Annotated in this window: 25 protein-coding genes; 13 read left to right on the top strand and 12 right to left on the bottom strand. The window is 50.1% G+C overall.

From position 1 onward, the window contains the following. Nucleotides 1-71 precede the first annotated feature (71 nt). The gene (gene fghA / locus AACS05_RS15315) at nucleotides 72-908 is read right to left on the bottom strand and encodes an S-formylglutathione hydrolase (RefSeq protein ID WP_045445026.1); all 837 of its coding nucleotides are present in this window, start codon (nucleotides 906-908) and stop codon (nucleotides 72-74) included. A gap of 321 nt (nucleotides 909-1229) precedes the next feature. On the opposite strand from fghA, the gene folE reads away from it, so the two are divergent. The 6 genes from folE (at nucleotide 1230) to mglC (ending at nucleotide 8275) form a co-directional block, all read left to right on the top strand. After that, nucleotides 1230-1898, top strand: coding sequence for a GTP cyclohydrolase I FolE (gene folE / locus AACS05_RS15310; RefSeq protein ID WP_043000121.1), 669 nt, complete (start codon nucleotides 1230-1232; stop codon nucleotides 1896-1898). Nucleotides 1899-1913: 15 nt separating this feature from the next. Then, the gene (gene yeiB / locus AACS05_RS15305; protein ID WP_045445021.1) at nucleotides 1914-3071 is read left to right on the top strand and encodes a DUF418 domain-containing protein YeiB; all 1158 of its coding nucleotides are present in this window, start codon (nucleotides 1914-1916) and stop codon (nucleotides 3069-3071) included. Nucleotides 3072-3215: 144 nt separating this feature from the next. Beyond that, nucleotides 3216-4238: an HTH-type transcriptional regulator GalS gene (gene galS, locus AACS05_RS15300; RefSeq protein WP_045445018.1), complete on the top strand. Its 1023-nt coding sequence runs from the start codon at nucleotides 3216-3218 to the stop codon at nucleotides 4236-4238. A 296-nt stretch (nucleotides 4239-4534) separates the two neighbouring features. Further along, nucleotides 4535-5533, top strand: coding sequence for a galactose/glucose ABC transporter substrate-binding protein MglB (mglB, locus tag AACS05_RS15295; protein ID WP_045445015.1), 999 nt, complete (start codon nucleotides 4535-4537; stop codon nucleotides 5531-5533). Nucleotides 5534-5728: 195 nt separating this feature from the next. Next, nucleotides 5729-7249 carry a galactose/methyl galactoside ABC transporter ATP-binding protein MglA gene (gene mglA / locus AACS05_RS15290; RefSeq protein WP_045445012.1) on the top strand — a complete coding sequence of 507 codons (1521 nt, stop codon included), beginning with the start codon at nucleotides 5729-5731 and terminating at the stop codon, nucleotides 7247-7249. Nucleotides 7250-7264: 15 nt separating this feature from the next. Next, nucleotides 7265-8275: a galactose/methyl galactoside ABC transporter permease MglC gene (gene mglC, locus AACS05_RS15285; RefSeq protein WP_003027393.1), complete on the top strand. Its 1011-nt coding sequence runs from the start codon at nucleotides 7265-7267 to the stop codon at nucleotides 8273-8275. Nucleotides 8276-8334: 59 nt separating this feature from the next. Here the strand turns inward: mglC and preA are convergent, their stop codons facing one another. The 7 genes from preA to AACS05_RS15250 all read right to left on the bottom strand — a co-directional run bounded on the left by preA (nucleotide 8335) and on the right by AACS05_RS15250 (nucleotide 14266). Beyond that, nucleotides 8335-9570: an NAD-dependent dihydropyrimidine dehydrogenase subunit PreA gene (gene preA / locus AACS05_RS15280; RefSeq protein WP_045445005.1), complete on the bottom strand. Its 1236-nt coding sequence runs from the start codon at nucleotides 9568-9570 to the stop codon at nucleotides 8335-8337. Continuing rightward, nucleotides 9564-10805, bottom strand: a complete 1242-nt coding sequence (locus AACS05_RS15275; RefSeq protein ID WP_045445002.1) for an NAD(P)-dependent oxidoreductase — start codon at nucleotides 10803-10805, stop codon at nucleotides 9564-9566. The genes preA and AACS05_RS15275 overlap by 7 nt, the downstream gene beginning before the upstream one ends. A 245-nt stretch (nucleotides 10806-11050) precedes the next feature. Then, complete coding sequence (locus tag AACS05_RS15270; protein WP_045444999.1) at nucleotides 11051-11290, bottom strand: DUF2542 family protein; 240 nt, start codon at nucleotides 11288-11290, stop codon at nucleotides 11051-11053. 2 nt (nucleotides 11291-11292) lie between these two features. Further along, entirely contained in the window at nucleotides 11293-12012 is a 720-nt protein-coding gene (sanA, locus tag AACS05_RS15265) for an outer membrane permeability protein SanA (protein WP_045449709.1), read from the bottom strand. Nucleotides 12013-12142: 130 nt separating this feature from the next. Then, nucleotides 12143-13027, bottom strand: coding sequence for a cytidine deaminase (gene cdd / locus AACS05_RS15260; RefSeq protein ID WP_045444996.1), 885 nt, complete (start codon nucleotides 13025-13027; stop codon nucleotides 12143-12145). Between the two features lie 148 nt (nucleotides 13028-13175). After that, the gene (locus AACS05_RS15255; protein WP_045444993.1) at nucleotides 13176-13871 is read right to left on the bottom strand and encodes a CidB/LrgB family autolysis modulator; all 696 of its coding nucleotides are present in this window, start codon (nucleotides 13869-13871) and stop codon (nucleotides 13176-13178) included. After that, entirely contained in the window at nucleotides 13868-14266 is a 399-nt protein-coding gene (locus AACS05_RS15250) for a CidA/LrgA family protein (protein ID WP_045444991.1), read from the bottom strand. The genes AACS05_RS15255 and AACS05_RS15250 overlap by 4 nt, the downstream gene beginning before the upstream one ends. Before the next feature lie 217 nt (nucleotides 14267-14483). On the opposite strand from AACS05_RS15250, the gene dusC reads away from it, so the two are divergent. Further along, entirely contained in the window at nucleotides 14484-15422 is a 939-nt protein-coding gene (gene dusC / locus AACS05_RS15245) for a tRNA dihydrouridine(16) synthase DusC (protein WP_045444989.1), read from the top strand. Nucleotides 15423-15544: 122 nt separating this feature from the next. On the opposite strand, the gene yohP is transcribed toward dusC, so the two are convergent. Then, on the bottom strand, nucleotides 15545-15628 hold the full coding sequence (yohP, locus tag AACS05_RS15240; protein WP_015572324.1) for a small membrane protein YohP: 84 nt from the start codon (nucleotides 15626-15628) through the stop codon (nucleotides 15545-15547). Nucleotides 15629-15699: 71 nt separating this feature from the next. After that, nucleotides 15700-16434, bottom strand: coding sequence for a class I SAM-dependent methyltransferase (locus AACS05_RS15235; protein ID WP_045444987.1), 735 nt, complete (start codon nucleotides 16432-16434; stop codon nucleotides 15700-15702). Nucleotides 16435-16603: 169 nt separating this feature from the next. Between AACS05_RS15235 and mdtQ the strand changes: the two genes are divergently transcribed. Beyond that, entirely contained in the window at nucleotides 16604-18043 is a 1440-nt protein-coding gene (gene mdtQ / locus AACS05_RS15230) for a multidrug resistance outer membrane protein MdtQ (RefSeq protein WP_045444984.1), read from the top strand. 37 nt (nucleotides 18044-18080) lie between these two features. Here the strand turns inward: mdtQ and AACS05_RS15225 are convergent, their stop codons facing one another. Beyond that, a complete protein-coding gene (locus tag AACS05_RS15225; RefSeq protein ID WP_045444981.1) occupies nucleotides 18081-18650 on the bottom strand; it encodes a DedA family protein in 570 nt (189 codons plus the stop codon). A 163-nt stretch (nucleotides 18651-18813) separates the two neighbouring features. Here AACS05_RS15225 and AACS05_RS15220 point away from each other — a divergent pair, with 163 nt between their 5' ends. After that, complete coding sequence (locus AACS05_RS15220; protein WP_045444978.1) at nucleotides 18814-19401, top strand: Yip1 family protein; 588 nt, start codon at nucleotides 18814-18816, stop codon at nucleotides 19399-19401. Nucleotides 19402-19580: 179 nt separating this feature from the next. Further along, nucleotides 19581-20528 (top strand): D-alanyl-D-alanine endopeptidase, encoded by a 948-nt coding sequence (gene pbpG / locus AACS05_RS15215; protein ID WP_045444975.1) that lies wholly within the window; start codon nucleotides 19581-19583, stop codon nucleotides 20526-20528. A 66-nt stretch (nucleotides 20529-20594) separates the two neighbouring features. Here pbpG and dld read toward each other — a convergent pair whose 3' ends face one another. Then, complete coding sequence (dld, locus tag AACS05_RS15210) at nucleotides 20595-22334, bottom strand: D-lactate dehydrogenase (RefSeq protein WP_045444972.1); 1740 nt, start codon at nucleotides 22332-22334, stop codon at nucleotides 20595-20597. 231 nt (nucleotides 22335-22565) lie between these two features. Here dld and bglX point away from each other — a divergent pair, with 231 nt between their 5' ends. From bglX to AACS05_RS15195, 3 genes are all read left to right on the top strand, one after another. After that, entirely contained in the window at nucleotides 22566-24863 is a 2298-nt protein-coding gene (gene bglX, locus AACS05_RS15205; RefSeq protein ID WP_071828986.1) for a beta-glucosidase BglX, read from the top strand. Nucleotides 24864-25059: 196 nt separating this feature from the next. Continuing rightward, nucleotides 25060-25977 (top strand): glycine betaine ABC transporter substrate-binding protein OsmF, encoded by a 918-nt coding sequence (osmF, locus tag AACS05_RS15200; protein WP_045444969.1) that lies wholly within the window; start codon nucleotides 25060-25062, stop codon nucleotides 25975-25977. A gap of 72 nt (nucleotides 25978-26049) precedes the next feature. Next, the coding region (locus tag AACS05_RS15195; RefSeq protein ID WP_071829078.1) for an osmoprotectant uptake system permease at nucleotides 26050-26810 on the top strand (761 nt) is incomplete at its 3' end.

Genomic DNA, 26810 nt, shown 5'->3' with positions numbered 1-26810 from the left:
GCGGCAAAATAAAAATGGAGAAAAAATGAGGAAATGATGGAGAAACAAAGAGGGCGGACGCCCTCAGTGCGTTACTTCAACAGATATTGTGCGTGGAAGCGCAGATGATCTTCAATGAACGACGCAATAAAATAATAGCTATGATCGTATCCGGGCTGAATGCGTAACGTCATCGGCCACGCCGTCTGACGAGCCGTTTCTGCCAGCACCGCAGGTTGAAGTTGATCGGCAAGGAACTGATCGCTGTCACCCTGATCGATGAGTGTTGGAATGGCATCTTCTGGCTTACTGGCTAACATTAACGCGCAGCTATCCCATGCGGCCCAGGTCGTCTTATCATCGCCCAGATAGGCACTAAATGCCTTTTCTCCCCACGGAACACGGCATGGGTTTACGATTGGCGCAAACGCGGAAACACTGGTGTATTTACCGGGGTTCTTCAGTGCCATAATCAGTGCGCCGTGACCGCCCATGGAGTGTCCGCTGATGGCGCAGCGATCGCCGACGTTAAACTGTGACTGAACCAGTGCCGGAAGCTCATCGCGCAAGTAGTCATACATGCGGAAATGCGAAGCCCATGGCTGCTGTGTGGCATTGAGATAAAATCCGGCACCTTGACCTAAATCGTACCCGTCATCATTGGCCACCTGTTCACCGCGCGGGCTGGTATCTGGCATCACCAGAACAATCCCCAACTCAGCTGCAATACGCTGCGCGCCTGCTTTGGTAGTAAAATTCTCATCATTGCAGGTCAGACCCGACAACCAATACAGTACCGGAGGCGGGGTGTTATCGCGCGGCGGAGGGAGAAAAATGCTGAAAGTCATGGTGCAATTTAACGTAGCGGAGTCGTGACGCCAGCGTTGCTGCCAGCCTTCAAAACAGCGGTGCTCTTCAAGCATTTCCATGCGTGGCTCCTTGTTGTGTCGAATCTGAATGTGTTTGCGAACCAATCATAATACAGATTATTCATTGCACTGTGAGTAACTTTCACTTCCGCATTGGGCAAACATACTTCATCATCTATATAACTTTACATTAACACTCATACTCACCGGGTTGAACGGCAAGTAGGATCTGTGCATTAACAGGCTGCACCAATTTCAATAATTATCGCGGTGAATACTGGATTATGTGCGCCGCCTCACGCACAATGTTCTGGCTGTGACACAGCCTAAAAACTTTGCCCCACGCAGGGCAGAGGCGCCACACCTGCAGGAGAAGAAGAAATGTCATCACTCAGTAAAGAAGCGGCCCTGGTTCATGAAGCGCTGGTCGCACGTGGTCTCGAAACCCCGTTGCGCCCGCCCGTGCATGAGATGGATAACGAAACGCGCAAACGTCTTATCTCCGGCCATATGACCGAGATTATGCAATTGCTCAATCTTGATTTGAGCGATGACAGTCTGATGGAAACCCCACATCGCATCGCTAAAATGTATGTTGATGAGATTTTCTCCGGTCTCGATTACGCGAACTTCCCGAAAATTACCGTCATTGAAAATAAAATGAAGGTTGATGAGATGGTCACGGTTCGTGATATCACGCTGACCAGCACCTGTGAGCATCACTTTGTCACAATTGATGGCAAAGCGACGGTGGCGTACATCCCGAAAGAGTCTGTGATTGGCCTGTCGAAGATTAATCGCATTGTGCAATTCTTTGCGCAGCGTCCACAGGTACAAGAACGTCTGACTCAGCAAATTTTGACCGCGCTGCAAACGCTGCTCGGTACTAATAATGTTGCGGTTTCAATTGATGCGGTGCATTACTGCGTGAAAGCGCGCGGTATCCGTGATGCGACCAGTGCGACCACTACCACCTCGCTTGGCGGGCTGTTTAAGTCCAGCCAGAATACGCGTCAGGAATTCCTGCGCGCCGTGCGTCACCACAACTGATTAGGGCAGGGAACCATGGAGCGTAATGTCACGCTGGATTTTATTCGTGGCGTTGCCATCCTTGGTATCCTGCTTCTCAATATTAGCGCCTTTGGTTTGCCGAAGGCGGCATACCTGAACCCTGCCTGGTACGGCAACATTACCCTGTCGGATGCCTGGACCTGGGCGGTGCTTGATCTCTTCGCGCAGGTGAAGTTCCTTACTCTTTTTGCGCTGTTGTTCGGCGCAGGCCTGCAAATGTTATTGCCGCGCGGCAAACGCTGGATCCAGTCGCGACTCACTCTGCTAGTTTTGCTGGGTTTTATTCACGGCTTATTATTATGGGATGGCGATATCCTGCTGGCATACGGCTTAATTGGTCTTATCTGCTGGCGGCTGATCCGCGACGCTCCTTCGGTCAAAAGCCTGTTTAATACCGGTGTGCTGCTCTACCTCGTAGGTATCGGCGTATTGCTGCTGCTTGGCGTTATTTCCGGGGGCGAAACCAGCCGGGCCTGGACGCCGGATGCCTCTGCACTGCTGTATGAAAAGTTCTGGAAGATTAACGGCGGTATGGAAGCGGTCAGTAACCGCGTGGATATGCTGTCGAACAGCCTGCTGGCACTGGGGGCGCAGTACGGCTGGCAGCTTGCGGGAATGATGCTGCTCGGCGCGGCATTGATGCGCAGCGGCTGGCTGAAAGGACAATACAGTTTGTCGCATTATCGTCGTACCGGCGCGTTGTTGGTCATCATCGGAATGGCGATTAACCTGCCGGCTATCGTCGCCCAATGGCATCTGGAGTGGGCATATCGCTGGTGTGCTTTTCTGTTACAAGCCCCGCGAGAACTGAGCGCACCGTTTCAGACTATCGGTTACGCCGCATTGATGTTTGGTTTCTGGCCGCAACTTAACCGCTTTAAATTTGTTATTGCCATTGCCTGCGTAGGACGCATGGCATTGACCAATTATCTTCTGCAAACGCTCATCTGCACCACACTGTTCTATCAGTTTGGTCTGTTTATGAAGTTTGACCGGCTGGAACTGCTGTATTTCGTTATCCCTGTTTGGGCTATAAACCTTCTTTTCTCCGTCATTTGGCTACGTTTTTATCGGCAAGGTCCGGTGGAGTGGCTGTGGCGTCAACTAACCCTGCGTGCCTCAGGGGCGTCATTGCCGGGAACATCCAGATAACGATCTGGATCACATTCATTAACAAAACGGATGTAAGCGTTTTCATTCCTGTGACATGACTCACGCAGTGCTATTCATCGTGCTGACAAAATACACAATCCAGGGTGTCTGTGGGCAACCGCAATCTCAAACAGGGTAGTGAATATGATCACCATACGTGATGTGGCACGTCAGTCTGGCGTTTCTGTGGCGACCGTTTCCCGCGTACTGAATAACAGCGCGTTGGTGAGTCCAGATACTCGCGAAGCGGTAATGAAGGCAGTGACTCAGCTAGGCTATCGGCCCAATGCTAATGCGCAAGCGCTGGCCACGCAGGTGAGTGACACTATTGGTGTAGTGGTGATGGATGTTTCAGATGCGTTCTTTGGTGCGCTGGTGAAAGCCGTAGATATGGTTGCCCAGCAGCATCAGAAGTATGTGCTGATTGGTAACAGTTATCATGAAGCAGAAAAAGAACGTCATGCCATCGAAGTCCTGATCCGTCAGCGTTGTAACGCGCTGATTGTTCACTCAAAAGCGTTGAGTGACCAGGAACTGGGGGAGTTTATGGATCAGATCCCCGGAATGGTATTGATCAACCGTATTGTGCCGGGCTACGCCCACCGTTGTGTCTGCCTGGACAATATCAGCGGGGCCAAAATGGCGACCCGCATGCTGCTCAATAACGGGCACCAACGCATAGGGTATCTGGCGTCAAGTCATCGTATTGAAGATGACGCGATGCGTAGAGAAGGGTGGCTAAGCGCGTTGAAAGAAAACGGAATTACTCCGGCAGAAAGCTGGGTTGGCACCGGTTCGCCCGATATGCAGGGCGGAGAATCAGCGATGGTGGAACTGCTGGGACGTAATTTGCAACTGACGGCGGTCTTCGCTTACAACGACAATATGGCCGCCGGGGCGCTTACTGCGCTAAAAGACAACGGTATCGCCATTCCGTTACATCTGTCTATCATTGGTTTCGATGATATCCCTATTGCGCGTTACACCGATCCGCAGCTGACGACCGTGCGCTATCCTATTGCATCAATGGCAAAAATGGCGACAGAGCTCGCACTACAAGGCGCTGCGGGTACGTTGGATCCTGCGGCGACCCATTGCTTTATGCCAACGCTGGTGCGTCGTCATTCTGTGGCGTTGCGGCAGAATGCGGCACCGATCACTAACTGATAATGTCACTCGATGTAACCGTTTTCAATATGTGAGTAAATTCACAGTATCTTAACAATGCCATAGCTATGATGACACTGTTTGTTGCGCTGTAACTACTATGTAACGGTGAATAATCACTTTCATCGAGGTATAGGCGTCTTAAACAAAAATTAAAGCCTGTTTTTGGAGCGTTGCCAGACACGGAAGAAATATTTTTAAAAGTGAGCTTCGGCGTTCAGTAACAGTTTAGTAACGTTCTGCCCTGCCGAGTATTTATCTCAAGTACTACCCTGCATAATAAAACCGGAGATACCATGAATAAGAAGGTGTTGACCCTGTCTGCTGTAATGGCAAGCATGTTATTCGGCGCGGCTGCGCACGCTGCTGATACCCGCATTGGTGTGACGATTTATAAGTATGACGATAACTTTATGTCTGTGGTGCGTAAGGCTATTGAGAAAGATGCCAAAGCGGCGCCAGATGTCCAGTTGCTGATGAACGACTCCCAGAACGATCAATCCAAGCAAAACGATCAGATTGATGTATTGCTGGCAAAAGGCGTTAAAGCACTGGCTATCAACCTGGTTGACCCGGCTGCAGCAGGCACGGTAATTGAGAAAGCTCGTGGCCAGAACGTACCGATTGTGTTCTTCAACAAAGAACCTTCACGTAAAGCGCTGGACAGCTATGACAAGGCCTTCTATGTCGGTACCGACTCTAAAGAATCTGGCATCATCCAGGGTGATTTGATTGCTAAACACTGGGCAGCAAACCCGAACTGGGATCTGAACAAAGACGGTAAAATTCAGTTTGTTCTGCTGAAAGGCGAGCCGGGACATCCGGATGCTGAAGCACGTACTACCTACGTGATTAAAGAGCTGAACGACAAAGGCATTAAAACTGAGCAGCTGCAGTTAGATACCGCCATGTGGGATACCGCTCAGGCGAAAGATAAAATGGATGCGTGGATGTCCGGTCCAAACGCCAACAAAATTGAAGTTGTGATTGCGAATAATGACGCAATGGCAATGGGTGCAGTTGAAGCGCTGAAAGCACACAACAAAACCAGCGTTCCGGTATTTGGCGTGGATGCGTTGCCTGAAGCTCTGGCTCTGGTGAAATCTGGTGCAATGGCCGGTACCGTGCTGAACGACGCCAATAACCAGGCGAAAGCAACCTTCGATCTGGCGAAAAACCTGGCTGAAGGCAAAGGTGCGGCAGACGGCACAACCTGGAAAATTGAGAACAAAATTGTTCGCGTTCCGTATGTAGGTGTCGATAAAGACAATCTGGCTGAGTTCACCAATAAATAAGTCTATACACACCATACATCAAGTTGCCTGTGCGTTGGCTGTGCTCGTTCACCCCAGTTACATAGTTATCTATGTGGCTGGGGATTCACTCACTCACCGCCTTCCTGCAACTCGAATTTTTTAGTGTATATGTCTGTGGGCGCAATTCTGTTGCGCCCTCAATTACGCACTCAGCAAGGCCAACAAGGTATAATTATGGTCAGCACTAATACTCAGTCGTCAGGCGAATACTTGTTGGAAATGAGCGGCATCAACAAGTCCTTTCCCGGCGTTAAGGCTCTTGATAATGTCAATTTAAAAGTCCGCCCACATTCTATTCACGCCTTAATGGGGGAGAATGGAGCTGGAAAGTCAACATTATTAAAATGTCTTTTTGGAATCTATCAAAAAGATTCCGGTAGTATTTTATTTCAGGGTAAAGAAATCGATTTTCATTCTGCTAAAGAAGCGCTTGAAAATGGTATCTCGATGGTACACCAGGAATTGAACCTGGTATTACAACGTTCCGTAATGGACAACATGTGGCTAGGGCGTTATCCCACCAAAGGCATGTTTGTCGACCAGGATAAAATGTACCGGGATACCAAAGCGATATTTGATGAACTGGATATTGATATCGATCCGCGTGCGCGCGTCGGTACATTGTCAGTTTCGCAAATGCAGATGATAGAAATTGCTAAAGCGTTTTCGTACGATGCCAAAATCGTCATCATGGATGAACCTACCTCGTCTTTGACGGAGAAAGAGGTTAATCATCTGTTCACGATTATTCGTAAACTGAAAGAGCGTGGATGCGGTATCGTTTATATTTCTCACAAAATGGAAGAAATCTTCCAGTTGTGCGATGAAATTACCGTGCTACGTGATGGTCAGTGGATTGCGACCCAGCCACTGGAAGGGCTGGATATGGATAAGATCATCGCCATGATGGTGGGACGTTCGCTGAACCAACGTTTCCCGGATAAAGAGAACAAGCCTGGCGAAGTGATTCTGGAAGTGCGTAACCTGACATCTCTGCGTCAGCCGTCGATTCGTGATATCTCTTTTGACCTGCATAAAGGGGAGATCCTTGGCATTGCCGGTCTGGTTGGTGCAAAACGCACAGATATTGTTGAAACACTTTTTGGTATTCGTGAGAAATCATCAGGTACGATTACGCTACACGGTAAAAAAATTAATAACCACAGCGCGAATGAAGCCATTAACCATGGTTTTGCGCTGGTGACGGAAGAACGTCGCTCAACGGGCATTTATGCTTATCTGGATATCGGTTTTAACTCGTTAATATCCAATATCCAAAACTATAAAAATAAAGTTGGCCTGTTGGATAATACCCGTATGAAAAGCGATACCCAATGGGTAATTGACTCCATGAGGGTGAAAACACCAGGTCACCGTACACAAATTGGTTCACTGTCCGGTGGCAACCAGCAAAAGGTAGTTATTGGCCGTTGGTTGTTAACACAGCCAGAAATACTGATGCTGGATGAGCCAACACGTGGGATCGATGTTGGTGCAAAATTTGAAATTTATCAGTTAATTGCGGAGCTGGCGAAAAAAGGGAAGGGGATTATCATTATTTCCTCCGAAATGCCGGAGCTGTTAGGTATTACCGATCGTATTCTGGTTATGAGCAATGGTCTTGTGGCTGGAATTGTTGAAACTAAAACGACAACGCAAAACGAAATTCTCCGTCTTGCGTCTTTGCACCTTTAAGATTAGGGGCTCCTCATGAGTGCGTTAAATAAGAAAAGTTTTCTTACTTACCTGAAAGAAGGCGGAATTTACGTTGTTCTTTTAGTTTTGCTGGCGATTATTATTTTCCAGGACCCTACTTTCTTAAGTTTGCTGAACTTGAGTAATATTCTGACGCAATCCTCGGTGCGTATTATTATCGCACTGGGCGTTGCCGGACTGATTGTCACCCAGGGGACAGACCTGTCTGCAGGTCGTCAGGTTGGTCTGGCTGCGGTGGTCGCTGCTACCTTGCTGCAGTCGATGGAGAATGCCAATAAGGTGTTCCCGGAAATGGCCACCATGCCGATCATTGTGGTGGTGCTGATTGTCTGTGTTATCGGTGCCATTATTGGTCTGGTGAACGGTATCATCATTGCGTACCTGAATGTGACCCCGTTTATTACCACTCTCGGTACGATGATCATCGTTTACGGTATCAACTCACTGTATTACGACTTTGTCGGGGCCTCGCCAATTTCTGGCTTTGACAGCGGATTCTCCACCTTTGCGCAGGGCTTTATTGCGCTGGGTAGTTTCCGACTCTCCTATATCACTTTCTACGCATTGATTGCAGTGGCCTTTGTTTGGGTACTCTGGAACAAGACCCGCTTTGGTAAAAACATTTTCGCTATCGGCGGTAACCCCGAAGCGGCGAAAGTATCTGGCGTTAACGTCGCGCTGAACCTGCTGATTATCTATGCGCTGTCTGGCGTGTTCTATGCTTTCGGTGGCTTACTGGAAGCCGGACGTATCGGCTCTGCGACCAACAACCTCGGCTTTATGTATGAGCTGGATGCGATTGCGGCGTGCGTGGTCGGCGGCGTGTCGTTCAGTGGTGGTGTCGGTACCGTATTTGGTGTTGTGACCGGTGTTATTATCTTCACCGTTATCAACTACGGTCTGACCTATATCGGCGTGAACCCTTACTGGCAGTACATTATTAAGGGCGGCATTATCATCTTCGCTGTGGCGCTGGACTCACTGAAATACGCACGTAAGAAGTAACGTAACTATGCAAAAGCCCGGTGCAGAGAAATCTGCCCCGGGCTTTTCTGTTCTTCGTGTTACAGCGTTAGCGCATGTTCTTTCTCACCGGCTTTAAATTTTACCTCCCCTAAATCGATACAGGCTACCGGGCAGACGTGACCGCACAGCAGACAACCCACGCATTTTTCGGTGTTGCAGTGTGGTGTACGGGTTTCTTCATTCCATTCCATCGCCTGATGTCCACCGTCATAGCAGGAGATGTAGCAGCGCCCGCAGCCAACGCATTTATCGAGGTTGATATGTGGGTAGACAATATAACTGCGGTCAAGATCCTCGGCGGGAATGATATTGGTATTGGCAAGGCCAACCATATCCTCCAGCGAATCAAAGCCCTGATCGGCAAGATAGTGCGACAGCCCGCTGGTCATATCCTCCACAATCCGATAGCCATACTGCATGATCCCGGTAGTGACCTGCAGCGTAGCGGCACCCAGGAGCAAGAATTCAGCAGCATCTTCCCAGGTTTCAATGCCACCAATGCCGCTAATCGGAAAATCTTGTAGTTCAGGGTGGGTACACAGTTGTTGTATAAAACGCAGGGCGATGGGTTTTACTGCCTTGCCGGAGTAGCCGGAAATACTGGATTTGCCGTTGACTACTGGCATGCCGATTTTCCGGTTCAGGTCGATATTGGTGATAGATTTTACGGTATTGATGGTGGCAATACCGTCGGCACCTCCGCGTTTAGCCGCCAGAGCCACTTCACACATATCGCCAATATTGGGTGTCATTTTGGCTAACATTGGCAGTGAAGAACCGCGTTTAACTGCCCGACAATATTTCTCGACCAGCTCCGGGCTTTGTCCCACATCGCTGCCCATCGCATGAGATGTCATCTGCGGACACGAGAAGTTGCACTCGATCATATCCGCACCCGCTTCTTCGACCAGGTGTGCCAGCTCCTGCCATTGCTGCTCATTTTCCCCCATGATCGATGCGATTAGCACTTTATCCGGGTAATTTTGCTTCAGCCTACGAATGGCGGCCAGATTCTCTTCCAGTGGGTGTTCAGCAATTTGCTCCATATTTTTGAAGCCAATGAAGCCAGTATCTTCTTTGGTCAGATGGTCAAAGCGTGGGGAGACTTCATTGGCGATAAAGAAACCAATTGTTTTAAAAACAATTCCGCCCCAGCCGGTATCGTAGGCTTTGGCGCACATCTCATAACAGTTACCCACCGGAGAAGAAGAGAGGCAAAACGGGTTGGGAAATTTTACGCCGCAAAAAGTAATAGAAAGATCTTTTGTTAACATGAGCAAGCTCCCTCTAAATAGTGATGAATAGCCTGAGCGGCTTCTTTCCCGGTTTTCACGGCATAGACGACGGTTTTATCGCCTTTAACGATATCGCCCGCGGCAAACAGAACCGGATCGGCGGTTTGATAATTTTGCGTATCGATAAGATTACGCTCTGGCTTTAATGCCGCGAAACCATCAAGTTGAGCGTGTTGGCCAACGGCGAGAATAATCTTTTCGGCTTCAAACGTGAGTTCTCCTGGCTGACGAACATGCTTAAAGGTGACTCTATTCCCGGTAACCTCTACGGGTGTGAAGCCGTCAATGATCGATACGTCTAACGCTTGCGTACTGGTGAACTCTTTGTCGCTGGCGGGGAGTTCAGCGAGTTCTTCACGTGCGACACAGGTGACTGACGGACAGCCAAGGAGTTTTAACGTACTGGCGACATCCATTGCCACATCGCCGCCACCGATGATCAACGCACTTTGCGGTACGCCAATATCGCCGCCGGACTGGCGGGCACGTTGCAGGAAATCGACGGCAATCTCGACATTATTTGCATTGTTAAACAATGGCAGGGTCGAGCCGTAGGACATGCCTACGGTAAGCAGTACAGCGCGATTTTCCGCTTTAAGTTGCTCAACGGAGAGGGCGTTGCCGACTTCACAATGGCATTTAATGGTGACGCCCATTTCAACGATACGAGCAATCTCGACATCCAGAACAGATTGCGGCAGCCGAAACTCAGGAATGCCATAGCGCAGCCAGCCGCCTGGCTGAGGCTGTTTTTCGTAAATTGTCACGTCGTAACCCAGATTGCTCAAGGTTACACTGGCCTGCAACCCTGCCGGGCCTGCGCCGATAATGGCAATCTTGCCCAGCGTTTTCGTTCCGGGTTGATAAATTTTCATTGCCGTCTGCTGTTCAAAATCGGTAATAAAACGTTGCAGACGTGCGATATCGATAGGTTTATCAATTCCTGAACGCGTACACCCGCGTTGACATAATTTTTCGGTTGGACATACCCGGGCGCATACGGCTCCGAGCGCATTATTTTCACGGATCGTTTCGGCTGCGCCTTTAAAATTGCGAAAATAAATAGAGCGAATAAATTTCCCGGGATCGGTTTGCGCCGGACAATCCTGGCTACAGGGGGCATCGTGACATAATAAACAGCGGGAGGCCTCTTTTATTGCTAATAATGGCGTAAAAGCAGGCGTCAGCTCATCCAGATAATTTTGTTGTGGCATATTTTCTTCCTTAATGCTTGAGTAAATTAAGGCGAACCGTTAATAACAAAATATAAAATTAGAAAAAATAATTTCTAAGGCTATTCTCAAGGCTAGCACTGCAGGAAGAGTATTCTGTGAAAGGATTCACAAATAGAGGACAGTGTCAGGGAAATGCTGGTGGACAGCATTTATCCCTTATGTTGAAATAACAATTGTTCTCATAATATTAGTTATTCTCAAACACTAATATTACATAAATGTCCTTATCGATAAAAGACTAAATAAATAACCATCCCAAAAGATAAGCATCCGCACCCGGCATAAACAAGAATGTAACACCAGAATTGCAGTGGATCTTCATTGCGGTAGGCATATACCGGTTCACGTGCGTTCTTCTTTATTTTATCAACGGCCCCAGAGCGCCAGCCTTTCCATGCTTCACGAAAGCAAAACACAGGGATGAGAAGAAAGGCCAAAACGACGAAGAGTGTTTGCACATCCATGCTTATTTTCCTTGTTTCTTTTGTAATTCAAGTAACTGTTCTGGCGTTACCGCCGGATAACCCTGAGCATCATCCGGTACCTGATGCATTGTCGGGATCGGCACCAGCGGGCCTAAAAAACGAGGCTCGCGCTTAAAGAGATAGAGATCGGCCAGCGCCCCAAAACGGGCGCCGAATTCACGTACCCGTACGGTCAGCATATCTTTTGGTGAAGGCACCGCGTAGCACTGGGCTTGAATGCCCATATGAAGTGCAATAAACAAGGCGCGTTCACAGTGGAATCGCTGGGTAATGATGATGAAATCATTGGTATCAAACACTTTGCGGGTCCGCACAATGGAGTCGAGCGTGCGGAATCCGGCATAATCGAGCACGATGTCGGCAGGATCGACGCCTGCGGCAATCAGATCTTTACGCATCGTCATCGGTTCGTTATAGCTTTGCTGTGCGTTATCGCCACTGAGTAGCAGGTAATTCACCTTACCGCTGTTATAAGCGTTTAATGCGCCCTGAATGCGGTAGCGGTAATACTGGTTAATGACGCCGGTACGGTAGTATTTCGCTGTGCCTAATACCACGCCGACCTGGCGATAGGGTAAATCCTGCAATTCGTCGTAGATGTAAGGTGCTGTCTTCCAGCTCATCCATCTGTCGAGACCAAGCACAGTTAACAGCAGCAAGCCGATCAGGACTAACAAGCTGTAAAACACGCGCTTTAACATGCGGAAAACTCGATAATTGGATGGAATTTCAATCAGGCTACTGTACCCGACGGCGTAGCGCAAGAAACAGCAACCTGATTGAGGGGATTTTCAACAATCCAGCCGTGATAAGCGTCGAGCCATCAGGAAATTAACCCAGCAGTACGCGACTGATGTTATTGCATCCCAATGCTTTCAGGGTAGCGGAAGTGGCGTCCCACTGGATTAATGGCGCATCGGCTTTTTCTGCCAGCACCGCGCGTTGAATGTCCGGGTAATCATAGCCGTTGAGGTTCAACAGGTTTAATGCGCCCTGCAGCGGAGGCAGAGTTGGGTTGAAGGCGGCGTTTTCAGCATAGCTGCCACTGAAGATTTGGCCATCTTTGCACTCCAGCGCAACACCGCTCGGGGAGCGACTGTATGGCATATGACAATGATTAGCCGCGGTAATCGCCGCCTGGGTCAGCGTATCGCCTTCCAGCGCGAAGCCGTGATCCTGCTCATCCATCAACAAGGTTTTGATGTCTAAATCTTTCGGGCCGAAAGCATCCGGCAGATAGTCGCGCAGGGCGTGCGGCTCACGTCCTGGCAGGTGAATGCGTAAATCCAGCCCGCTGTTCAGTTCATTCATAAACTGACGGCAGTGACCGCAAGGGGTGTAGTTTACGGTGATGGCGGCGAGTCCCTTTTCACCGCGTAACCAGGCGTGACTGATGGCGCTTTGCTCGGCATGAACAGTTTGCTGCATCGTCGCGCCAAGGAACTCCATATTCCCACCGAAATACCAGGTACCACTGATACCACGCGCAATTGCGCCAACGTTAAAATGGGAGAGATCGGTACGAGCGCAGGCAGCAGCCAGCGGCAGCAGAGCGAATGCCAGCGCGTCTTCGTCCAGTCCCGATTCGCGTTTAAGCACAGAGACCTGCTCAGCAGTTAACATGGCGGGGAAATGAACATCCGCCAGAAGGGGAGCCAGGGCTGATTGCAAGTTATCCGCGAGTTGGGCAAAAGAAGTTTGAAAACGTGGATGCATGGCGATGCCTCATAACAATGTAATGGAATCGTAGTTTACGGGCCTGTTACGCCTTTATATGTGATTCATATCTCATTATGTATGCAACTTATGAAACTTAAATTAAAAATGTGCAACGCATCGCAAATAAATGACCTAAAAATCAGGATTAGCCGAACAGTGCCAGAATAACCGGGAACAGGAACGGAGCCACCAGTGAAGTGATTATCCCGCAAATGACCAGCGCCAGAGAACTAAATGCGCCTTCCTGGTAGTCAAGCTCAGCACAGCGTGCGGTGCCCAGGGCGTGCGAGGCAGTACCCATTGCCAGCCCACGTGCAGCCTTGGTGCGAATCCGCATTGCATTCAGCAGAGTATGGCCAAATACGGCACCGAGGATGCCGACAAAAATAACGCAGACAGCGCTGATTGCCGGGATGCCGCCGATACTTCCTCCTACTGCCATGGCGATAGGTGTTGTCACTGATTTAGGCATGATAGACGCGGCAATTTCCGGTGAAGCCCCCAGTAGCAAAGCAATAGATGTGCCGGTAACCATCGCCACTACGCTGCCTGCGAAACAGATAGCAATAATGGACTTCCAGCGGGCGCGGATTTGGTGCAATTGCTCATACAGCGGATAGGCCAGCGCGACCACCGCAGGCTGCAGTAAATCGTTGAGAACCTCGCTTCCTTTAAAATAGTGATCGTAGGGAATACCGGTCAGGATCAGAAAGGGAATAATGACCACCATGGCGACGAGCAGTGGATTCAGCAGCGGCATTTTGATCCGCATAGCCAGCTTACGAGCGGCAAAAAATACCGCCAGCGTGAGTGGTAACGACCACCAGATATACGACATCATTCTTTAGATCCTTTCTGCCCAACGATTTTTCGTTCACCGTGCACAAGATGCGAGCTCCAGCTCACTACCAGGAAAACGACCAGTGTACTAATGGTGCAGGACACCACCACCGGACCAAATTGCGCACGGAGCAAGTCAAAGTACTGCATGATCCCTACACCAATTGGGACAAACAGAAGGGCCATATAGCGAATCAGGACATAGCAACCCGGATTAACCCATTTCGCAGGCAAGATTTGCAGCGCCAGCAGGACAAACAGGATTAGCATGCCGATAATGCTGCCCGGAATAGTTATGGGGAGCAGGGAAGCAAGAAAAATACCTGCATAGAGGCAGGCATAAATCAGTACGAAAGCGCGTATATATTGCCAGATAATATTCAGTGACTTGCTCATAGTAGAAACCCTTGACGAGACTGATTCATCATACAATTAAACTTTAAAACGTGCTACCGATCACATCATGAATTCTAAGCATAGTGGAAATAGATAACGGGAACATCGGCTAAACTCTGCGCTGAATACAGAATAGCGGTAAGTAACCGCTTCTCTGTGCTTTAAACCCTATCTCAGAGAAGTTACCATAGCGCCTCTCTTTTTTGCGGGTAACAATATGCGTGTTTTACTGGCGCCGATGGAAGGTGTGCTCGACTCACTGGTTCGCGAGTTGCTGACTGAAGTCAATGACTATGATCTCTGTATCACCGAATTTGTCCGGGTGGTGGATCAACTCCTGCCGGTAAAAGTGTTCCATCGCATTTGTCCTGAGTTGCTCAACGCCAGCCGTACGACATCCGGCACACGGGTGCGCATACAACTGCTGGGGCAGTATCCGCAGTGGCTGGCGGAGAATGCGGCCCGCGCGGTTGAACTGGGCTCGTTTGGTGTCGATCTGAACTGTGGCTGCCCGTCGAAACTGGTTAACGGCAGTGGCGGCGGCGCAACGTTATTAAAGGATCCGGAGCTTATCTACCGGGGGGCAAAAGCGATGCGCGAGGCCGTTCCGGACCATTTGCCGGTGACGGTAAAAGTACGCCTCGGCTGGGACAGCAGCGACAGACAGTTTGAAATTGCCGATGCCGTTCAGCAGGCAGGTGCCAGCGAGCTGGCGGTTCATGGCCGAACCAAAGAGCAGGGCTACAAGGCTGAGCACATTAACTGGCAGGCTATTGGTGAAATTCGCAAACGTCTCACTATCCCGGTTATCGCTAATGGAGAAATCTGGGACTGGCAGAGTGCCCAGGATTGCATGGCTATTACCGGATGTGACGCCGTGATGATAGGACGTGGTGCACTCAACATCCCTAATCTTAGTCGTGTGGTGAAATACAACGAACCGCGTATGCCGTGGCCTGATGTGGTGACGTTGCTGAAAAAATATACCCGGCTGGAAAAACAGGGCGATACCGGTCTATACCACGTGGCGCGTATCAAACAGTGGCTGGGATATTTACGTAAAGAGTATTCAGAGGCGACAACGCTGTTTCAGGAAATTCGCGCATTAAATAATTCACCGGATATCGCGCGTGCGATTCAGGCCATTGAGTGTTAACTGAGCGCTGATACCTCTGTTTAGTAAGCCGGATATGGCGGTTATGCCACCATCCGGCATCAGAGTTGAGATATTGCCTGATGGCAATTCGCTTATCAGGCGTGTTGGATCCGGAATCGACATCAGAAAATCATCTTAAACACACCCGTCACCACCAACAGCCCAATCAGAAAAATAATTAAAATAACCCACAGCAGAATTTTCATTAACTTTCCTTATTTTTGGTAAGTTCAGGTTGAGTATAGGAAAGCATCAGCAATTCTGCCTGGCGGTTTCATTACTCCGGCTTACGTGCGCTGAGAAGAAATATCATTGGACGCTCTTTCTCTTCATCCAGCGCCGGGTTAGCGGCAATCTGTTCAGCAGACGGACCCCATTCATTAAGGCTTATGATCTGAAAACCGGCGGCAATCAGCGCATTAATCCACGTGGCCAGTTTACGGTGTTGTTTTTTGACGCCTTCGGCGAACCAGTTGCTGATGCGTTCGCCTTCCTGCTGATAGTGATTAACCGGCCAGGATTGTTGACCGGTTTTATCTTTGATCCAGCCCTGGGTCAGTGGTGCGGTATAAATAGGGTGCTCGGCAGAAAATACCAGCATTCCGCCCGGTGTTAGTGACTGATAAATCGTTGTCAGTAATCGTTCAATATTATGCAAATAGTGCAGGGCGAGTGAGCTATAGACCAGATCAAATGAGCCCGGCGAGAGTGTGAGTGTTTCAAGATCTTCGCGCTGGTACACGATCCCATCGCCATGGGTCATACTGCGCGCCTTGGCTAACATCTTCTCTGAAATATCCAGACCCACAACGCTTGCAGCGTGGTTATTTCTCGCGTAGCGGCAAAACCAGCCATATCCGCAGCCTAAATCAAGAATATTTTTACCCTGTAGCGGAGGAAGCAGCGTTTGTATTGTTGGCCATTCTGGTGCACCGTCGAGCCCCTTTACTGAACGATCCAGTGTGGCATATCCGGCAAAGAACTCAGGATCATCATAGATATTTTGTGACATATCGGCTCCATTCATAAATTATTAGAATAATATTATCCATAATATTTAACTGGTATATATTTTTCTGATTATATATTTTAATTTCCAAAGATGTATTGCCACGCGTAACTAAAAAAGCGAGTGCGACAAGTCGTAATCTCTGCACCTCTTTTCTTATCTGCGTACCTCCATGAATCGTAATTCTGTTCTTGTCGCTACGGCATGTTTGCCGCTTTTTATTCTGATGGCGGGCTGCGCCCCTATGCACGATAACCGCCAGCTACTGTCACAGCAGACCCCCTCTGCAAACGTTGATTCCACATTACCAGCGGCATTGAAAAACGGTTGGCCAGATAGCCAGTGGTGGAAGGCGTATCACGATCCACAGCTTAATGCGTTGATTGACAGTACGTTACAAAACTCTCCTGATATGCAAGTGGCGGAGCAGCGTATTCAGCTGGCGGAAGCGCAGGCTCAGGCCATAGAAGCGCAGGATGGACCGCAGATTGATTTTTCCGCAGGCGTTGAGCGTCAGAAAATGTCTGCCGAAGGTGTGATGGGACCGTTTGCCATTACCGATCCCGCTGCTGGTACTACGGGGCCGTGGTACACCAATGGAACATTTGGTTTAACCGCAGGCTGGGACCTGGATCTATGGGGCAAAAACCGGGCAGAAGTCGCGGCGCGCATTGGTGAGGTTAAAGCGCGTGAGGCCGAGCGTGAGCAAACCCGACAACTGCTGGCAAGCAGTGTGTCTCGTCTGTACTGGGAGTGGCAGACACAGGCGGCGCTGAAAACCGTGCTAACGCAGATTAAAAATGAGCAACAGAATGTCATCACAGCGGATCGCCAACTGTATCAAAACGGTATTACCTCTTCGGTGGAGGGGGTGGAAACCGATATCGATTCCAGCAAAACAGAGCAGCAACTGAACGATGTCAGTGGAAAAATGAAGGTGATCGAGGCGCGACTGCTCGCCCTGACCAATACACAATCCACCTCCCTGAAGCTTAATGCCGCGACTATGCCGGTGGTGGAAAGCCAGTTGCCGTCCCGGTTAGGTTACTCACTACTGGCTCGCCGCCCTGATTTACAGGCTGCACACTGGTATATTGAATCGTCGATGAGCAGTATTGATGCGGCGAAAGCTGCGTTTTATCCCGACGTTAACCTGATGGCATTTTTACAGCAGGACGCGTTACATCTGAGCGATCTGTTCCGTCATTCCGCGCAACAAATGGGGGTGTCTGCCGGGCTGACGTTGCCTGTCTTTGATAGTGGCAGACTGAATGCAAATCTCGATATGACCACCGCGCAAAGCAATCTGACGGTTGCCAGTTACAACAAAGCCGTAGTGGACGCGGTGAATGATGTGGCACGTGCGGCAACGCAGGTGGAAACATTGGCGCAGAAGAATCAGCAACAGCAAAAGATTGAACATGACGCGCAGCGTATAGTGGGACTCGCCCAGGCACGGTTTAATGCCGGTATCATTGCGGGGTCCCGCGTCAGCGAGGCAAAAATTCCGGCATTACGTGAGCAGTGTAACGCTCTGATTTTACAAGGTCAGTGGCTGGATGCTTCTATTCAGTTAACCAGCGCCCTGGGTGGCGGATACCACGCCTCCTGACTTTCCGGCCCGGCAGATATTTGTTGTCGGGCCAGTTTCATTGCGTTTTTTGTTTATTTCGCTGCTTCATCCACCAACGGGCAGCCACCACCAGGCCGACAACCAGAACCAGCCATATTCCGTGTTTAATATGCTGGTCGAGGCTGTGCAGCCACGGGGCAATCACTTCACCACCCACGTAACCGAGCGAAGTGAACAGCAGTGCCCAGACTAGCGCTCCCAGAATATTCAACGGTAAAAAGATTTTTGGTGGCAGGTGGCTGGCACCAATCAGCAGGGGACCAATGACGCGGAATCCGTACATAAAACGTGTCCCGACCACAAAGAGGTAGGGACGTCGTTGGATCATTTTCTGTGCGTAATGAATTTTTGCCTGATGACGCGAGAAACGACGTAAAATTTTGCCGCCATAACGCCGTCCAAGTAAATAAAGTAACTGATCGCCTATCATCCCACCCAGCGCGACGGAGATGACAACCAGTGGAAATTTGAGTAATCCCTGATGCGCTGCAACGCCACCTAACAGGGTAATTGTTTCACCTTCGGCCAGGCTGCCAATAGTTAGCGCCGCATAGCCGTACTGCGCAATAAGACTGTTTATATCCATACGTCTGTATGACCTCCACAACTCTTAGCATACACCCTATAAATTGTTGATGCCGGAAAAGCCTCAGCGTAGCGCATCGGTATTTTTGTTGTGTACATAAAATAATCAAAAGGTGAATTATACTTGAAGTGTTGAGGTCCGGAGCTGACAAGAAGGGGGCGGTATGAACCATGTCTGGGGGCTGTTTTCCCATCCCGATCGTGAAATGCACGTGATCAACAGCGAAAACGAAAGTGTTTCGCATCACTATACTCACCATGTACTGCTGATGGCGGCAATCCCGGTTATTTGTGCCTTTATTGGTACGACACAGATCGGCTGGAATTTTGGCGACGGAAACATACTGCAACTATCCCTGTTTACCGGATTTGCGATGGCAATTCTGTTCTACGGTGTGATGCTGGCGGGCGTGGCCGTTATGGGGCGGGTGATCTGGTGGATGGCGCGCAATTATCCGCAGCGTCCATCGCTGGCGCACTGTATGGTCTTTGCCGGATATGTTGCCACGCCGCTGTTTTTAAGCGGGCTCGTAGCGCTTTATCCATTGGTCTGGCTGTGTGCCTTAATTGGGACTATCGCGCTGTTTTACACCGGATATTTACTGTATCTCGGCATTCCAACATTCCTGAATATCAGCAAAGAGGAAGGACTAAGTTTTTCCAGTTCGACACTGGCGATTGGTGTGCTGGTGCTGGAAGTTCTGCTGGCGATTACGGTGGTCCTGTGGGGTTACGGCTATCGGTTATTCTGACGTTCAAACCTGTCTACGCTGCGTTGCTGCTGTAAAAGCCAGCAACGCAGCATTTCGAGATGATTATCCAGTAGCGGTGACGCTGTCGGGTCGTTATGATGCCTGAGCTAGCCAGAGGTAACCCTTACTTCTGGCGGTGTGCGTTGTGACGTGCGTGAACCATTATCAGAAATCTCATCATGCTGAAATTCCGAGTTTCATTATTAAGTCTTGCCCTGGTGCTGGCCGTTCCTTTTGCACCTCAAGCCGTGGCGAAAACGGCGACTACCGCGAGCGCCTCTCAACCTGAGATTGCGTCTGGTAGTGCGATGATTGTCGATCTGAATACCAACAAAGTGATCTATTCGAACCACCCGGATCTTGTGCGTCCGATTGCGTCGATTACCAAATTAATGACGGCGATGGTGGTGCTTGATGCACGACTGCCGCTGGATGAAAAGCTAAAAGTTGATATCAGCCAGACGCCGGAAATGAAAGGCATCTATTCCCGCGTGCGCTTGAACAGTGAAATCAGCCGTAAAAACATGCTGCTGCTGGCGCTGATGTCATCAGAAAACCGTGCGGCGGCAAGCCTGGCGCATCATTACCCTGGTGGGTATAACGCATTTATCAAAGCGATGAACGCTAAAGCAAAAGCGCTGGGTATGACCCAGACACGTTTTGTGGAGCCTACAGGGTTATCCATTCACAACGTTTCGACCGCCCGTGACTTAACTAAACTACTGATTGCCAGCAAACAATATCCGCTGATTGGTCAGCTAAGTACGACGCGTGAAGACATGGCGACCTTTGCTAATCCGGCTTATACGTTGCCGTTCCGCAACACTAACCATCTGGTTTATCGCGATAACTGGAATATTCAGTTAACCAAAACAGGTTTTACCAATGCTGCAGGCCACTGTCTGGTGATGCGTACGGTTATCAATAACAAACCGGTTGCGCTGGTGGTGATGGATGCCTTCGGTAAATATACCCACTTTGCCGATGCCAGCCGCTTACGTACCTGGATCGAGACCGGTAAAGTGATGCCGGTTCCGGCGGCGGCGCTGAGCTATAAAAAACAGAAAGCCGCACAGATGGCGGCAACTGGTTCGGCAACGGGCGAGCAAACTGCGCAGAACGATTAAATAGCGTGGGATGGTAATAAAAAGAGGCCTGATAGCATAACGCTGTCAGGCCTTTTTACAGAAAAATCAATCAGAAAGTTTTGTTTCGTCCGAAACGTTTTCTTTCCAGAACTTCTGCTTACTTGTCTTACCGATACCCGGATTCATGCTGTTGGTAGGGTCGTTTTCGCGGTAAAAACGAGCCAGTGTTTCCGGTGCTTTGTACAAATGTCCCACATTATGTTCTGCTGGGTACTGCGCCCCGCGCGCATGCAGTAATTCAAGCATTTGCTCTTTCAACGCATGAGCATCCACGCCTTTCTTCACAATGTAATCCTGGTGGAAGACGTAGCACATAAAGTGACCATAATAGAGTTTGTGTACCAGCTTACTGTCAATTTCTGCCGGCAGATGTTCGTACCATTCGGTGTCATTACGGCGCAATGCAATATCCAGCGCCAGAATATCTTCCACCTCATCCGCATGAACGGCCTGGTAGCGGATTGCCGCGCCAGCCGCCGCGAAGCGATGCAGAAAGGCTTTGCTGCCTTCTTCCGGTGTACAGGCAAAGAAGTCACCTTCGGCGGTTTTGAAAAACTCGGTCAACCAGTTTTGCGCTTCTGCTACACCGCCACCTGCCATTTTAAGCAACAGGTGGTGTTCGTACTTATCGCGCCAGCTTTTCATTCTTGCCGGTAAATGGCTGGGGAATAAATGGCCAAACTTCTGCATCGCCCGGTCGGTGAAGTGCGGGCGGAAAATTTTCACTTTTTCCAGCATCGCATCGGTACGGCCCTTCAGAGTAAAGAAGAACGGCATTTTATCGGTGCCGAGCTTGTCGATCATCAGGAACGTATCTTTGCCGTACTTCTCTGCGATGTCGTAAATATCGCGGTGCATATATTCACCCGCGACCGGCAGATGCTCAAACTTTGCCAGAATGTGGCGGCGGATTTCTGTCAGCACTTCTGGCTGATTGGTGCCGATATAAAAGACCTGCTGATTTTTCTCGGCCTCGAACGTATCCAGACGCACGGCGAATACCGCCAGTTTTCCCGCACAGCCGGATGATTCAAACAGACGATCCGGATCTGCGTTATAACGTGCCGGGGTATCGGCCTCAATATCTCTGACGCGAGTGACGTAATCATGATCGTGTGCATGACGGCCATCATGACGTACATCGTTATCTTTGATGCGTTCATCATCAAGGTTGCTGAGGATCTGTTCCGGTGTCTGGCCCAGTTCGATACCCAGATGGTTTACCAGCTGTAATTTTCCCTGCTCATCAATGCGTGCAAACAGCGACATTTCAGTGTATGCCGGACCACGTTGCACCAGCGAGCCGCCGGAATTGTTGCAGATGCCGCCAATAACAGATGCGCCAATGCACGAAGAACCGATAACCGAATGCGGTTCACGACCAAAAGGCTTAAGCGCTTTTTCCAGCGAGTAAAGCGTGGTGCCCGGATAGGCCAGCACCTGCTCGCCTTTGCCAATGACGTGTAGCTTGTCGAGGCGCAGGGTACTGATAATGACAATGTCGCGATCGTAGTCATTACCACTCGGCGTAGAGCCTTCTGTCAGACCGGTATTGGCGGCCTGCATCAGAATAATTTTGTCGGCGTTGACGCAGGCGTTCAGGACACGCCACAGTTCTAATAACGTACCCGGAAAGACAACGGCTAATGCGTCGCCCTGACCGGAGCGAAAGCCCTTGCGATAGCGGGCGGTTTTAGCAGGTTCGGTGAGCAGGTGAGAATGACCCACCAGGCGGGTTAGTTCATTCAGAAAAGCTTTATTTTCAGTTGTTGTAATGGAAGACATTCTCCACTCCTTGTGGTGGGACTCAATATCAGGAACAAGCATAGCGCTTTGTATGACAATACGCTTTCTCATTCAGCTTGTCTCTGGGTTGGCCGTGTTCATTCACCACGATTTTGAAAATTCAGAGAATAACCTTAGCTTTCTTTGCCTCTCACGTTTAGGCTTACGGCAAACTGCGGTTTTTGTTATATTTTCGCTGCCTCATCGGGAAAAAATAAAGAGAGAATCAACATGAAATGGCTATGTTCTGTAGGTGTCGCGGTGAGCCTGGCGTTGCAGCCAGCGCTGGCGAGCTCCCTGTTTGGTAACCATCCGCTGACGCCTGACGCGCGGGATGCCTTTGTTACCGATTTGCTCAAACAGATGACCGTGGATGAGAAGATCGGGCAATTACGTTTAATAAGCGTCGGGCCTGATAACCCGAAAGAAGCCATCCGCGAGATGATCAAAGACGGGCAGGTAGGGGCGATTTTTAACACCGTTACGCGCCAGGATATCCGCAAAATGCAGGATCAGGTGATGGAACTCAGTCGCCTGAAAATCCCTCTCTTTTTCGCCTATGACGTATTGCATGGCCAACGTACCGTATTCCCGATAAGCCTCGGCCTGGCATCGTCTTTTAATCTGGATGCCGTCAGAACGGTGGGGCGTATTTCCGCCTATGAAGCCGCAGACGATGGCCTGAATATGACCTGGGCGCCGATGGTCGATGTTTCGCGCGATCCACGTTGGGGACGCGCTTCTGAAGGTTTTGGGGAAGATACCTATTTAACCGCCACGATGGGGAAAACCATGGTGGAAGCGATGCAGGGTAAAAGCCCGGCCGATCGCTATTCCGTGATGACCAGCGTCAAGCACTTTGCCGCCTATGGTGCAGTAGAGGGCGGCAAAGAATACAACACCGTGGATATGAGTCCGCAGCGTTTGTTTAACGACTATATGCCGCCGTACAAAGCCGGACTTGACGCCGGGAGCGGTGCAGTGATGGTGGGACTTAATTCACTTAACGGCACGCCTGCGACTTCCGATGCCTGGCTGCTAAAAGACGTACTGCGTGACGATTGGGGCTTTAAAGGCATCACCGTTTCCGACCACGGTGCAATTAAAGAGCTGATAAAGCACGGCACCGCGTCCGATCCTGAAGATGCTGTGCGCGTGGCGATCAAGTCCGGCATTAACATGAGCATGAGCGATGAGTATTACAGTAAGTATCTGCCAGGCCTGATTAAATCAGGAAAAGTCACTATGGCAGAACTGGATGATGCTGCGCGTCACGTGCTGAATGTGAAATATGATATGGGGTTGTTTAACGATCCTTACAGCCATCTGGGGGCAAAAGAGTCAGACCCGCAGGACACAAACGCCGAAAGTCGTTTACACCGTAAAGAAGCGCGTGACGTGGCGCGTGAAAGCCTGGTGCTGCTGAAAAATCGTCTGGAAACGTTGCCGCTGAAAAAATCAGGTACCGTTGCTGTTATCGGGCCGCTGGCGGACAGCAAACGTGACGTGATGGGAAGCTGGTCCGCTGCCGGTGTTGCCGATCAGTCCGTGACGGTGCTGACAGGTATTAAAAATGCACTGGGTGAGAAGGGCAAAGTGGTGTATGCCAAAGGGGCGAATATCACCAACGATAAAGGTATTGTGGACTTCCTCAATCTGTATGAAGAGGCGGTGAAAGTTGACCCGCGCTCGCCGCAGGCGATGATTGATGAAGCAGTCAATGTGGCGAAGCAGTCCGATGTGGTTGTCGCAGTGGTCGGCGAGGCGCAGGGTATGGCGCATGAGGCATCCAGTCGTACCGATATCACTATCCCGCAGAGTCAGCGCGATCTGATTACTGCGCTGAAAGCAATCGGTAAACCGCTGGTACTGGTGCTGATGAACGGTCGTCCATTGGCGCTGGTGAAGGAAGATCAGCAGGCCGATGCGATTCTGGAAACCTGGTTTGCCGGAACGGAAGGCGGTAACGCCATAGCTGACGTGCTGTTTGGCGATTACAACCCGTCTGGCAAATTGCCGATGTCCTTCCCGCGTTCTGTCGGGCAGATCCCGGTCTATTACAGCCACCTGAATACCGGGCGTCCATATAACGCTGATAAGCCAAATAAATATACTTCGCGCTATTTTGATGAAGCGAATGGCCCGTTGTATCCATTTGGCTATGGTTTGAGCTACACCACGTTTACGGTTTCTGATGTGAAGCTCTCTTCGCCGACGATGAAACGTGACGGAACAGTAACGGCCAGCGTGCAGGTGACCAACACCGGTAAGCGCGAAGGTGCGACGGTGATCCAGATGTATTTACAGGATGTTACCGCGTCAATGAGCCGTCCGGTAAAACAACTGAAAGGGTTTGAGAAAGTGAACCTTAAACCTGGCGAAACTCAGACCGTCAGTTTCCCGATTGATATTGAGGCACTGAAATACTGGAACCAGCGCATGAAATATGATGCTGAACCGGGCAAATTTAACGTCTTCATCGGCGTTGATTCCGCCCGGGTGAAACAGGGTGAGTTTGAGCTACTGTAAACATTAGAGATGAATAAAGGGCCGGGAAACCGGCCTTTTTTATGGGCGCAGATATTGCGTCAGGGGGGATTAATCACCGGGTTAGTGCGAATAATTTCCTTCGTGACCTCTTAGCTGGCAGGTTAATGCCAGATTTTTCGTCTATGCTTTTTCCTCAAGTCTCTGAAAAGGGCAATAAAAGGATGAGGAGAGCAGCATGACAATCTCAAAGGTATGGGCGGGATCGCTGGTGTTGTTAGCTGCGGTGAGCTTACCCTTGCAGGCCGCGTCACCCGTAACGGTCGGTTCAAAAATTGATACCGAAGGGGCGCTGCTCGGCAATATTATTTTGCAGGTACTTGAAAGCCACGGCGTGAAAACTGTCAATAAAGTGCAACTGGGTACCACACCAGTGGTGCGTGGGGCAATAACGTCTGGTGAGCTGGATATTTACCCGGAATATACCGGAAATGGTGCCTTCTTCTTTAAAGATGAAAATGATCCGGCCTGGAAAAATGCTCAGGCTGGATTTGAAAAGGTCAAAAAGCTGGATGCAGAACAGAATAAACTGGTCTGGTTAACACCAGCGCCTGCTAACAATACCTGGACCATCGCGGTACGTCAGGACGTTGCTGAAAAGAACAAACTCGTTTCACTGGCCGATCTGGGGCGCTACCTGAAAGAGGGCGGAACATTCAAACTGGCTGCCTCCGCGGAATTTATTGAACGGACTGACGCACTTCCCGCCTTTGAAAAAGCGTATGACTTCAAGCTTAATCAGAACCAGCTTTTATCGCTGGCTGGGGGAGATACGGCGGTGACAATTAAAGCCGCTGCGCAGCAGACATCGGGCGTTAATGCAGCAATGGCCTATGGAACCGATGGTCCCGTAGCCGCACTGGGATTACAAACTTTAAGTGATCCGCAAGGTGTTCAGCCAATTTATGCTCCTGCGCCGGTCGTGCGTGAATCGGTATTGAAGACTTATCCGCAAATAGAGGAATGGCTGCGACCGGTATTTGCCAGCCTGGATGAAAAAACGCTGCAACAACTTAATGCCAGTATCGCCGTTGAAGGGCTGGATGCGAAAAAAGTTGCAGCAGACTACCTGAAGCAAAAAGGATGGGTGAAGTAACGGATTTTGCAGCAGGTGAGTGTCGTGTCAAAGATATCAGTCAACCGGGTGCTGTTGCTGCTGGTTCTTCTTATGATGGCTGCCGCGGCGCTTCCTTTCATCAGCTATGCCCCTAATCGCCTGGTCTCCGGCGAAGGTCGCCAGCTCTGGGATATCTGGCCCGCAAGTGCGTGGGGGCTGGTGGTTCTATTTTTACTGCTGCTTTTTTTGTGCTTGCAACCCGGTAAGTCCGGCAGCGTATTCACGCTTGTCGTCATGCAACTGCTGGTGATTGCTGCACTCATGACCGCCGGGAAAATAGCAACCTGGCTTGCTCAGACGGGAAGCCCGCTGGCCAGAACCAGCCTCGGTAGTGGGTTCTGGCTTGGACTGGGGTTAATGCTGCTGGCATGCAGTGACGCCGTTCGCCGTATCACATCTCAGCCACTCTGGCGTTGGATTCTGCATACACAAATTGCTGTCGTACCGCTGGCGCTGTTGTTCTTCGGCACATTCAACGATCTTTCTCTGCTCAAAGAGTATACCAATCGCCAGGACGTCTTCGATGATGCACTGGCGCAGCATCTGACTATCCTGGTTGGAACCGTTGTTCCTGCGCTGTTGATTGGCGTGCCGCTGGGGATTTGGTGCGCTTTATCTGCATCGCGGCAGGGGCCGGTATTTGCCGTACTGAACATCATTCAAACCATTCCTTCTGTGGCGTTGTTCGGCCTGCTGATCGCACCGCTCGCCGGTCTGGTTAATCATTTTCCCTGGCTAGGCAGGCTTGGGATTGCGGGAACCGGTCTGACACCGGCGCTCATTGCTCTGGTGTTGTACGCATTATTACCGCT

The organism is Citrobacter sp. S-77 (assembly GCF_963864895.1).
In the GTDB taxonomy this organism is placed as follows: domain Bacteria; phylum Pseudomonadota; class Gammaproteobacteria; order Enterobacterales; family Enterobacteriaceae; genus Citrobacter; species Citrobacter murliniae.
This window is presented reverse-complemented; position numbering and strand designations above follow the sequence as displayed.

Coding starts and splice junctions, on each gene's coding strand:
- mglB (WP_045445015.1), top strand. CDS start 4,535: ATGAATAAGAAGGTGTTGACCCTGTCTGCTGTAATGGCAAGCATGTTA.
- AACS05_RS15270 (WP_045444999.1), bottom strand. CDS start 11,290: ATGGATGTGCAAACACTCTTCGTCGTTTTGGCCTTTCTTCTCATCCCT.
- AACS05_RS15220 (WP_045444978.1), top strand. CDS start 18,814: ATGAACCATGTCTGGGGGCTGTTTTCCCATCCCGATCGTGAAATGCAC.
- mdtQ (WP_045444984.1), top strand. CDS start 16,604: ATGAATCGTAATTCTGTTCTTGTCGCTACGGCATGTTTGCCGCTTTTT.
- pbpG (WP_045444975.1), top strand. CDS start 19,581: ATGCTGAAATTCCGAGTTTCATTATTAAGTCTTGCCCTGGTGCTGGCC.
- yohP (WP_015572324.1), bottom strand. CDS start 15,628: ATGAAAATTCTGCTGTGGGTTATTTTAATTATTTTTCTGATTGGGCTG.
- AACS05_RS15225 (WP_045444981.1), bottom strand. CDS start 18,650: ATGGATATAAACAGTCTTATTGCGCAGTACGGCTATGCGGCGCTAACT.
- AACS05_RS15255 (WP_045444993.1), bottom strand. CDS start 13,871: ATGATGTCGTATATCTGGTGGTCGTTACCACTCACGCTGGCGGTATTT.
- mglC (WP_003027393.1), top strand. CDS start 7,265: ATGAGTGCGTTAAATAAGAAAAGTTTTCTTACTTACCTGAAAGAAGGC.
- osmF (WP_045444969.1), top strand. CDS start 25,060: ATGACAATCTCAAAGGTATGGGCGGGATCGCTGGTGTTGTTAGCTGCG.
- dld (WP_045444972.1), bottom strand. CDS start 22,334: ATGTCTTCCATTACAACAACTGAAAATAAAGCTTTTCTGAATGAACTA.
- sanA (WP_045449709.1), bottom strand. CDS start 12,012: ATGTTAAAGCGCGTGTTTTACAGCTTGTTAGTCCTGATCGGCTTGCTG.
- AACS05_RS15275 (WP_045445002.1), bottom strand. CDS start 10,805: ATGCCACAACAAAATTATCTGGATGAGCTGACGCCTGCTTTTACGCCA.
- yeiB (WP_045445021.1), top strand. CDS start 1,914: ATGGAGCGTAATGTCACGCTGGATTTTATTCGTGGCGTTGCCATCCTT.
- folE (WP_043000121.1), top strand. CDS start 1,230: ATGTCATCACTCAGTAAAGAAGCGGCCCTGGTTCATGAAGCGCTGGTC.
- galS (WP_045445018.1), top strand. CDS start 3,216: ATGATCACCATACGTGATGTGGCACGTCAGTCTGGCGTTTCTGTGGCG.
- AACS05_RS15235 (WP_045444987.1), bottom strand. CDS start 16,434: ATGTCACAAAATATCTATGATGATCCTGAGTTCTTTGCCGGATATGCC.
- AACS05_RS15250 (WP_045444991.1), bottom strand. CDS start 14,266: ATGAGCAAGTCACTGAATATTATCTGGCAATATATACGCGCTTTCGTA.
- cdd (WP_045444996.1), bottom strand. CDS start 13,027: ATGCATCCACGTTTTCAAACTTCTTTTGCCCAACTCGCGGATAACTTG.
- preA (WP_045445005.1), bottom strand. CDS start 9,570: ATGTTAACAAAAGATCTTTCTATTACTTTTTGCGGCGTAAAATTTCCC.
- mglA (WP_045445012.1), top strand. CDS start 5,729: ATGGTCAGCACTAATACTCAGTCGTCAGGCGAATACTTGTTGGAAATG.
- fghA (WP_045445026.1), bottom strand. CDS start 908: ATGGAAATGCTTGAAGAGCACCGCTGTTTTGAAGGCTGGCAGCAACGC.
- bglX (WP_071828986.1), top strand. CDS start 22,566: ATGAAATGGCTATGTTCTGTAGGTGTCGCGGTGAGCCTGGCGTTGCAG.
- dusC (WP_045444989.1), top strand. CDS start 14,484: ATGCGTGTTTTACTGGCGCCGATGGAAGGTGTGCTCGACTCACTGGTT.